General features: G+C 59.3%; 6 protein-coding genes. All 6 read right to left on the reverse strand.

Annotated elements, in window-relative coordinates; genetic code table 11:
- On the reverse strand, positions 1–126 hold a 126-nt coding region (tuf, locus tag K1Y02_22055), incomplete at its 3' end, for an elongation factor Tu (protein MBX7259062.1).
- A 72-nt stretch (positions 127–198) separates the two neighbouring features.
- On the reverse strand, positions 199–2,436 hold the full coding sequence (fusA, locus tag K1Y02_22060; GenBank protein ID MBX7259063.1) for an elongation factor G: 2,238 nt from the start codon (positions 2,434–2,436) through the stop codon (positions 199–201).
- Positions 2,437–2,616: 180 nt separating this feature from the next.
- A complete protein-coding gene (rpsG, locus tag K1Y02_22065) occupies positions 2,617–3,090 on the reverse strand; it encodes a 30S ribosomal protein S7 (protein MBX7259064.1) in 474 nt (157 codons plus the stop codon).
- A gap of 14 nt (positions 3,091–3,104) precedes the next feature.
- Positions 3,105–3,557, reverse strand: a complete 453-nt coding sequence (gene rpsL, locus K1Y02_22070; protein MBX7259065.1) for a 30S ribosomal protein S12 — start codon at positions 3,555–3,557, stop codon at positions 3,105–3,107.
- Between the two features lie 150 nt (positions 3,558–3,707).
- On the reverse strand, positions 3,708–7,811 hold the full coding sequence (rpoC, locus tag K1Y02_22075) for a DNA-directed RNA polymerase subunit beta' (protein ID MBX7259066.1): 4,104 nt from the start codon (positions 7,809–7,811) through the stop codon (positions 3,708–3,710).
- A 4-nt stretch (positions 7,812–7,815) separates the two neighbouring features.
- On the reverse strand, positions 7,816–10,449 hold a 2,634-nt coding region (gene rpoB, locus K1Y02_22080; protein MBX7259067.1), incomplete at its 5' end, for a DNA-directed RNA polymerase subunit beta.

Consider the following 10,449-nt stretch of genomic DNA (forward strand, 5'->3'; position numbering starts at 1 on the left):
CGCCTTGCCCTGCTCGGCAAGGATCTTCGTGATCGCACTCGTCAGCGTCGTCTTACCGTGGTCGACGTGACCAATCGTGCCAATGTTGATGTGCGGCTTTGTCCGCTCAAACTTCGCCTTCGCCATGCCTCTGTCTCTCCTTGCGGGGCGACCCGGACCGTATTCGGCAGCCCGCGGCGCTCACACTTTCTTCCTTACCTAAAACCGAAACGTACTGCCCGAACGCTCCATGATCTCATTTGCTATATTCGACGGAACTGCTTCGTATTGCGCGAATTCCATGCTGTGCGATGCACGTCCCTGCGTGCGCGAACGAATGTCGTTGGCGTACCCGAACATCTCGGCAAGCGGTACGAACGCGTGAATCTTGCGCGCCGTTCCCACCTGCTCCATCACATCAAGACGGCCACGACGCCCGTTGAAGTCGCCCATGACTTCGCCGGTGTACTCGTCGGGGCAAACCACCTCGACGCGCATGACCGGTTCCAGAAGCACGGGCTTGGCCTTGGGTACGGCCGCTTTAAGACCCATCGATGCCGCCGTCTGGAACGCCATTTCCGAGGAGTCAACCTCGTGATACGAACCATCCAGCAACGACACCTTCACGTCGACCATCGGATAACCCGCCACGATGCCGCTTTCAAGGGCTTCGCGAGCGCCGCGTTCGATGGAATTGAAGTATTCCTTCGGTACCACGCCGCCGACGCTGAGGTTCTCGAATACAAAGTGCTGGCCGGGAGCCGGCTCGATGCGCAGCACCACGTCGCCGTATTGGCCGCGTCCACCAGACTGGCGGATGAATTTGCCGCGGGCTTCCGCGAGTTTCGTGATGCTCTCCCGATAGGCCACCATCGGACGGCCCACATTCGCGTGTACGTTGAACTCGCGGCGTAGCCGGTCAACGATAATCTCAAGGTGCAACTCGCCCATTCCGGCGATGATTGTTTGGCCTGTTTCCTCGTCGCTGCGCACGCGGAAGGTCGGATCTTCTTCAGCGAGCTTGTGCAGTGCTTCGGACATCTTGTCCTGGTCAGCCTTCGTCTTGGGCTCGATGGCAATGTGAACCACCGGTTCCGGGAAGGTCACGGCCATGAGCGCGACGGGGTCTTTAGGATCGCACAGCGTGTCGCCGGTCGTCGTGTTCTTTGCACCGATAACGGCGCCGATATCGCCCGCCCGGAGTTCCGACAAATCGATGCGCTGGTCGGCGTGCATCTCAAGAAGCCGGCCGAGGCGTTCTTTGCGGCCCGTGCGCACGTTCAACACCATGTCGCCAGACTTCACGATGCCGGAATACACGCGAACGAAGGTCAACCGGCCCACATGGGGATCGGTCAGAATTTTGAAGGCCAACCCGGCAAACGGCTCATCGTCGCTAGGCTTGCGGGCGATTTCCTGGGAATCGTTCTGCGGGTTCTTGCCGACTACAGCGGCGACGTCGATGGGGGAGGGGAGGTAGGCAACTACGGCATCCAAGAGCAGGCGGACGCCTTTGTTACGAAGGGCGGTGCCGCAAAGGACCGGGCAGAAATGGCCGTGAATGGTCCCCTTGCGAATCGCCGCGCACAATTCCTCCTCGCCGATTTCTTCTTCGAGGATGTATTTCTCCATCAACATTTCGTCGCATTCGGCCGCGACGGCAATCAAATCATGGCGAGCTGCGTGAACCGCTTCCAGCATGTCGGCCGGAATCGGTTTCTCGACGAGTTTCGTGGCGGCTGTTCCGTCGCCCTCGAAATAGATCGCCTTCTGAGCGACCAAATCGATGTTGCCGCAGTAGGCATCTTCCTGCCCAATCGGCAGTTGGATGGGTATCGCGCGCGCTCCAAGCCGGTCGCGCATGGTCTGTACGGCGCGGGCATAATCCGCACCCACACGGTCCATCTTGTTGATGAAAGCAACGCGGGGTACGCCGTACTTGTCGGCCTGGCGCCAAACGGTTTCTGACTGGGGCTGCACACCGGCAACGGCGCAGAACACCGCGACCGCGCCGTCAAGGACACGCAGGCTGCGTTCTACTTCCGCCGTGAAATCCACGTGGCCGGGAGTATCGATGATGTTGACCCGGTGATTTTTCCATTCGCAGGCTGTCGCGGCGGACGTAATCGTGATTCCGCGCTCGCGCTCCTGATCCATATAGTCCATCGTGGCGGTGCCTTCATGCACTTCGCCGACCTTGTGCAAACGGCCCGAATAATAAAGAATCCGCTCAGTCACGGTCGTTTTACCGGCATCGATGTGCGCCATGATGCCGATATTGCGCGTGTTGGCTAATTCGTATCTACGTTGTCCCACGGAATTCACACTCAAATCTCCGGCGCCGCCTCGACTAATGTGGCATGCGCTGCCTTTTTTAGCCGAGCGGTGCTGCCGCCGGCTCGCTATCCTGTCGTTACGCTCATGTTTCTCCGAGTCGCTCTCCCCTACCGTCCACATGACGATAGGGCCTTTCTCAGACACGTCGGCCCGCGCGCCTCCCAAAGGGGAGTGGCGCAGACCCGCTACTACTCTCAGTGCCAGCCGAACGTCCTCGAGGCTTGCACGAGTACGTTGCGGCCAGTCGCTCTTTGGCTGCTGGGTAACGAGACCTGAGACCTACCGGCCTCCGCTTCGGCCCTAGAACCGCAGATGTGCGAAGGCTTTGTTGGCCTCTGCCATACGATGCGTATCTTCGCGACGTTTGATCGTGTTGCCTTGACGGTTGTAGCAGTCGAGCAACTCGCCCGCCAACCGCTCGGCCATCGTCTTTTCGCCGCGCTTACGCGAAAACTCAATAATCCACCGGAACGCCAACGCGGTGCGCGTGGCCGCGGGAATCTCAACGGGAACCTGATAGGTTGCGCCGCCAACTCGCCGCGACTTCACCTGCAACAACGGCTTCGCGTTCTCAATGGCCGTTTCAAAAATCTTCACGGAATCTTCCTTCGGCATGCGCTTGTGGACGATATCCAGTGCGCCATACACGATGGACTCCGCAATACTCTTCTTTCCGCTTACCATCACCGTATTGATGAACTTGGTCAGAATGATGTTCTTAAATTTCGGATCCGGCAGCGGCTGGCGCTTCGGCACTTCCCGACGTCGTGGCATCGCTTACCGCTCCTCTATTTCTTGCCTGCGGGCTTTGCCGCCACGCCGGCCTTGGGTTTCTTCACGCCATACTTGGACCGGCTCACCCAACGTCCAGCATGGACCTGCTTGCCGCCCTCTTCCTTGACACTCGCCGTGCCGCCGATATCGCCGGTCGCGTCGAGAACGCCACGGATCAGGTGGTAGCGCACGCCGGGGAGGTCTTTTACACGACCCCCGCGTATCATCACCTGGGAGTGCTCTTGGAGGTTGTGTCCGATTCCGGGGATATACGCCGTTACTTCGATCCCGTTCTTCAAGCGAACACGAGCCACTTTTCGAAGCGCCGAATTGGGCTTCTTGGGCGTCATCGTAAACACGCGCGTACAGGTACCGGAAGCCTGCGGGCATTGCAGCAATGCGGGCGATTTCGTCTTGCTCGTCCGCTTTTGCCGCGCGTTCCGAACCAACTGGTTTATGGTTGGCAAAATTCTACTCCTTACACTCTAGCCAAGAGAAAAGACACAACTCTCCCCTAAAAGACAACGGCTGATTAGCTTAGCACAGGAACGCAGCGAAGTCAAGCATTTCGTGATCATTTCTTTGCCGCCCGCTGCTTTTCCGTATGCAACTGCCTCCTATTCCATTTCTTCCAACGCAGGACCCACCTCGAAATGCTCCGCGATATCCTGCATAAGATCTTCTGCCAGATTCACATGCGTATTCTGGTAATGCCTGCTGCCCGTTCCTGCCGGAATCAGGTGCCCAATGATCACGTTCTCTTTCAGACCACGCAGGTAATCGCGTTTGCCCGACAACGCCGCCTCGGTCAGCACACGAGTCGTCTGTTGGAACGACGCCGCTGCGATGAAACTTTCCGTGCTCAACGCCGCCTTCGTAATACCCTGCAATACGGGCTCTGCTTCGGCCGGACGGCCTCCGCGGTTACGCACGCGCTCGTTCTCTTCCTGGAAGCGAATCTTGTCGACTTCCTCGTGAGCCAGGAACGCGGTGTCGCCCGGATCGTCTTTGATGCGGACTTTACGAAGCATCTGCCGCACGATTACTTCAATATGCTTGTCGTTTGTTCGTACACCCTGTAAGCGGTACACCTGCTGAATTTCGTCGAGCAGGTACTTGCGCAACGCGTCTTCGCCCTGCACTTCCAAAATGTCTTGCGGAATGACAGGGCCGTCCGTGAGGCGCTGACCGGCGTATACGCGGTCGCCCGCTTGCACGTTCAGATGTTTGCCGGGCGGAATCGCGTATTCGCGTTCCTTACCGATCGGCGGGACAATCTTGACCTTGCGGTTACCCTTCGTCGTGCCGCCCAATTCGACCATACCGTCGATGTGGCTGATGACGGCCGGGTCTTTCGGCTGCCGCGCTTCGAACAGCTCGGCCACACGCGGAAGACCGCCCGTGATGTCTTTCGTCTTGCTGAACTGACGCGGCGTCTTCGCAAGAAGGTCGCCGGCCTGAACCTTGTCGCCGTTGTTAACAAGTACGTGCGTCTGCGCGGGCACCGTGGCGTATGCGATGACTTCGCCCTGCTTGCCCAGCAGCGTAATCTGCGGGTGAAGATCCTGCTTGTGCTCGGTGATAACGCGCTCTTCCACACCCGTTTCGGGGTTGATGTCGCGACGCATCGTCACGCCTTCGACCATGCCTTCCAAGTGAACCGTACCGGTCGCTTCGGCGATGATCATCACGTTGTACGGATCCCAAGTGTACAACACCTGACCCTTGCGCGATTTCTGACCATCGTCGGCGTAGAGGACGCCACCGGGAGGAACCGCATACCGCTGAATCTCGCGCCCTTCGACGTCGACGATTGCGATTTCACCGCCTCGGTTCGTGACAACGCGCTTACCGTCGCGGTTGATCGCGGTACGCACGTTGCGGAACTCGATGGTGCCAACGTCGATGATTTTAATTTCGCTGGCTTCAACCTGACGGCTCGCCGCGCCACCGATGTGGAACGTGCGCATCGTGAGCTGCGTACCGGGTTCGCCGATGGACTGCGCGGCGATGATACCCACGGCTTCGCCAAGCTCCACGAGCTTTCCGCTCGCGAGGTTGCGGCCATAGCAGAACTGACACACGCCGCGGCGCGACTGGCACGTCAACACGGAACGAATCCGAGCGCCGGGCAAGCCCTTCTCCACGACCTTCTTTGCTTTCTCTTCGGTGATCTCTTCGTTCGCGCGGACAATCGGTTCGCTCTCGCCCGGCACGGTGATGTCGTCGAGCGCGTACCGGCCAACGATGCGTTCTTCAAGCGGCTGCACGATGTCCGTGCCGTCCATGAGCGCTTCGACCCAGATACCGCTGAGCGTTCCGCAGTCTTCTTCTTCGATCACCACGTCTTGCGCTACGTCGACCAGACGGCGCGTGAGATAACCCGCGTCCGCGGTCTTGAGCGCCGTATCGGCCAAACCTTTACGCGCGCCGTGCGACGAGATGAAGTACTCGAGCACCGTCAGCCCTTCGCGGAAGTTCGAGATAATCGGCGATTCGATAATATCGCCCGAGGGCTTCGCCATCAGGCCGCGCATGGCCGCCAACTGACGAATCTGCTGCTTCGTACCGCGAGCGCCCGATGTCAGCATCAGGTAGATACCCGTGAAGCCCTGCTCGTTTTCTTCCATGGCCCTGAGCATGGCGGACGACACCGCTTCGGTCGTCGTCGTCCACTGGTCGATCACCTTGTTCGAACGCTCGCCTTCGGTAATCAGACCGTTCTGGTACATGTCGTCGATGCGCCCAACTTCTTTGCGCGCCGCGTCGATAAGGTCCTTCTTCTCTTTCGGCACGACCATGTCGCAGACGCCAATCGAGATCCCCGCAAGCGTCGCGTGCTTGAACCCAACCTTCTTGAGAGCGTCAAGCAAGTCGACCGTGCGGCTGTGACCAAGACGCAGATACGCATCGGCAATCACGTCGCCGATGGAGTTCTTATCCTGTTCGCGGTTCACGTCTTTCAGCGTAATCTCGGGAAGAAGTCCTTCCTTGAGTATCACGCGGCCGACGGTGGTATCGACGACTTCGCCGTCGTTGTGCACTTTGATGCGGGCATGCAGGTCGACGCGGCCCATTTCGTACGCAAGCACCACAGCCGCCGTGCTCGGATACACACGGCCCGGTTGGAGCAGCTCGCCGTTCTTGCCGGTCCACTCGGGCTTCCATTCGCCCTTCGCGCCCTTGCGCATGCGGGTCATATACGAGATACCCAACACGATGTCCTGGCTGGGCGTGACGATCGGGCGTCCGTTCGACGGCGAGAAAATGTTCGTCGACGACAGCATCAGCAGGCGCGCTTCAAGTTGCGCGGCCGGCATCAGCGGTACGTGCACGGCCATCTGGTCACCGTCGAAGTCGGCGTTAAACGCCGCGCATACAAGCGGATGGATGCGGATGGCCTTGCCTTCGATCAGCACCGGCTCGAACGCCTGAATACCCAGGCGGTGCAGCGTCGGCGCGCGGTTCAGCATGACCGGGTGATCCTTGATGCAATTCTCAAGGATGTCCCAGACTTCTTCACGTCCCTGCGCGATGATGCGTTTCGCGGCCTTGATCGTGGAAGCGATGTTGCGCTCCTTCAGCTCGCGAATGATGAACGGTTCGAACAACTCCAATGCCATCTTCTTGGGAAGACCGCACTGGTGCAGCCGAAGTTCCGGACCGACAACGATTACGGAGCGGCCCGAATAGTCGACGCGCTTACCGAGCAGGTTCTGGCGGAATCGGCCCTGCTTGCCCTTGAGCATGTCGCTCAGCGATTTCAGGGGGCGATTGCCCGCGCCCAATACCGTGCGTCCGTGACGCCCGTTGTCGAACAACGCATCGACCGCTTCCTGCAGCATGCGCTTTTCGTTGCGCAGAATGACTTCCGGCGCGCGAAGCTCGATGAGGCGCTTGAGACGGTTGTTGCGGTTGATTACGCGGCGATACAGATCGTTGAGATCGCTCGTCGCGTAGCGGCCGCCTTCCAGCGGAACGAGCGGGCGAAGGTCGGGCGGAATGACCGGCACCACGTCGAGCACCATCCACGCCGGCGAGTTGCCTGATTTGCGAATGGCTTCGACAACCTTCAACCGCTTGATGGCCTTCGCGCGCGCCTGCATGCTCGTCGTCGAACTGACTTGCGTATGCAGATCGGCGCTCAACTGCTCGATGTCGATTTCTTCGAGGAGTGTCTTGATCGCTTCCGCGCCCATCTTGGCCGTGAAACGATCGCTCCACTGTTCGCGCGCATCCTGATACTCGTCTTCCGTCAGGATCTGCATCTTGTCGAGGCTCGTGTCACCCGGATCGATGACGACGTAGTTCTCGAAGTAGATGATGCGCTCAAGCACGCGAATAGAGAGATCGAGCAGGTTGCCGATGCAGCTCGGGGTGGTCTTGAAGAACCAAATGTGCGTTACCGGAACCGCGAGCTTGATGCAGCCCATGCGTTCGCGGCGCACTTTCGATTCCGTCACTTCCACACCGCAACGATCGCACACGATGCCCCGGTGCTTGACCTTCTTGTATTTGCCGCAGGCGCATTCCCAGTCCTTCACCGGACCGAAGATGCGCTCGCAGAACAAGCCGTCTTTTTCCGGCTTGAACGTGCGGTAATTGATCGTCTCGGGCTTCTTTACTTCACCTCGCGACCACTTGAGGATGTCCTCTGGAGAGGCGAGGCGGATCTGAATGGCGTCGAATCGATCACCCGTCGTTTGAACGTACTTGGCCAATGCTCTAACCCTCCAAAGGTTCTTCTTCTTCGTCGTCTTCGCCGGTGTTCTCGACGCGCAACAACTTCGTCATGTCGAGGCAAAGACTCTGCATCTCTCGAACGAGAACGTTGAACGATTCCGGCCTGCCGGGTTCAACGTCCTTATCGCCTTTCACGATGGCTTCGTACGCCTTCGTGCGGCCTTGGATATCGTCTGATTTGATGGTCAGCAGTTCTTGCAGCGTGTACGCGGACCCGTAAGCCTGCAGCGCCCACACTTCCATTTCACCGAACCGCTGTCCACCGAACTGGGCCTTGCCGCCCAGCGGCTGCTGCGTCACGAGCGAATACGGCCCGATGGCGCGCGCGTGGATCTTGTCGTCCACCAAGTGGTTCAACTTCATCATGTAGATCGCGCCCACGGTCACGTCTTGATCGAATTCGCGGCCCGTGCGCCCATCGCGCAACCGGATCTTGCCGCTCTCCGGCAAGCCGGCCTTCTTCAGGTACGCGCGGATGTCTTCTTCTTTCGCTCCGTTGAACACCGGCGTGGCGACCTTCATGCCAAGCGCTTGCGCGGCCCAACCGAGGTGCGTCTCCAGAATCTGACCGACGTTCATTCGCGAGGGCACGCCGAGCGGATTCAGAATAATCTGAACCGGCGAACCATCCGGCAGATACGGCATGTCTTCTACCGGCATGATCTTCGCCACGACACCCTTGTTTCCATGGCGTCCGGCCATCTTGTCGCCTACGGACATGCGACGCTTCGTCGCAACGTATACCTTCACCTGCTTGATCACGCCCGGCGGCAACTCGTCGCCCTTGCGGAGCATGTCGAGTTCGCTGTCGCGGAACGCAACCAGCTTGGCTTCTTCCATCGCGGCCATGTTCACAAGGCGCGTCAGCTTCTGCTGAATGCGCTTGTCTTCCACGCGCATCCGCGCCAACACGCCGTAATCGGCCTTCTCAAGGTGCGATACCTTGACGCGCTTGTTCTTCTCGAGTACGAGTTCGTCGGTCTTGTGATCGACAACGTCTTCGAGAATCTTCATACCGATGAGATCGTCTTTCACGAGGTTCACGAAGGTCTCGCGAATCGCGTCGATCTTGTCTTGATACTCACGCTTGATCTTGTTGACCTGCGCGGTCAGTGCGCTCTTGGAACCGCCATCCGTGCCTTTGTCGCGGCGGCTCGACACTTTCACGTCGACCACCACGCCTTCGACACCGGGCGGCACCGTCAGCGAAGCGTCGCGAACGTCTTCGGCCTTTTCACCGAAGATGGCGCGCAGCAGTTTCTCTTCCGGCGCAAGTTCCGTTTCGCCCTTGGGCGTCACTTTACCGACCAGAATGTCTCCGTGCTTCACCTTCGCCCCGACGCGCACAATACCGGACTCGTCAAGGTTCTTCAGCGCGTCTTCACCGACGTTCGGAATGTCGCGCGTGATTTCTTCCGGCCCAAGCTTCGTGTCGCGCGCTTCCAGGTCGAACACTTGAATGTGAATCGACGTGAACACGTCGCCCTTCACCAAGTCTTCGCTCAGCAAAATAGCGTCTTCGAAGTTGTACCCTTCCCACGGCACGAAGGCCACGAGAACGTTGCGGCCCAGCGCCAACTCGCCGCCCGCCGTCGCGGGACCGTCGGCGATAATGTCGCCCGCCTTCACCTTGTCGCCCTTGTTCACGATGGGCTTCTGGTTGATGCAGGTGTTCTGGTTGCTGCGGATGAACTTCTTCAGCTTGTATTCGTCTTCTTCCGCGCGGAACGGATTCTCATCCTGCTCGCGGCCCTTCTTGACGTGGCGCACGCGAATCACTTCGCTGTCCACATACTCCACGATGCCGTCGCGCTCCGCTTTCACCACGGTGCCCGCATTCTTCGCCGTCACCGCTTCAAGCCCCGTACCGACCACCGGCGATTCGGTGGACAGCAGCGGTACGGCCTGGCGCTGCATGTTCGAGCCCATCAACGCGCGGTTGGCATCGTCGTGCTCCAGGAACGGAATCAACGCGGCAGCCACACTAACGAGCTGCTTCGGCGAAACGTCCATGTAATCGACCGCGGCCGGTTCAACAGCGGGGAAGTCGCCCCGGTGGCGCGCCAACACGGTTTCGCTCGCGAACCGGCGGCGTTTATCGAGTTCGGCATTCGCCTGCGCGATGATGTAGTTGTCTTCGTCGTAGGCCGACAACATTTCAATCGAATCGCTGACTCGGCCGCCTTCAGCCTTCAGGTATGGCGTCTCAAGGAACCCGTACTCGTTGATTCGTGCATAAGTCGACAGCGACGCCATTAACCCGATGTTCGGACCTTCAGGCGTTTCGATGGGGCAGATACGGCCGTAGTGGGTCGCGTGCACGTCGCGCACTTCGAACCCGGCCCGATCGCGGCTCAAACCGCCAGGACCCAAGGCGCTCAACCGGCGCTTGTGGGTCAATTCGGCCAGCGGGTTGATCTGGTCCATGAAATGGCTCAACTGGCTGCGCCCAAAGAAGTCCTTGATGACGGCGCTCACCGGCTTCGGATTGACCAGATTCTGCGGCGTTAGCTGATCTTCTTCCTGGAAGTTCATCCGCTCGCGAACGGTACGCTCCATACGGACCAAGCCGATACGAACCTGGTTCGCCAGCAACTCGCCCACCGCGCGGACGCG

The organism is Candidatus Hydrogenedentota bacterium, from assembly GCA_019695095.1.
Lineage (GTDB): Bacteria > Hydrogenedentota > Hydrogenedentia > Hydrogenedentales > SLHB01 > JAIBAQ01.

Bases quoted from the DNA above. Each gene is read 5' to 3' on its own strand.
- fusA (MBX7259063.1), bottom strand. From the start codon at position 2,436: ATGTGGACGGTAGGGGAGAGCGACTCGGAGAAACATGAGCGTAACGAC.
- rpsG (MBX7259064.1), bottom strand. From the start codon at position 3,090: ATGCCACGACGTCGGGAAGTGCCGAAGCGCCAGCCGCTGCCGGATCCG.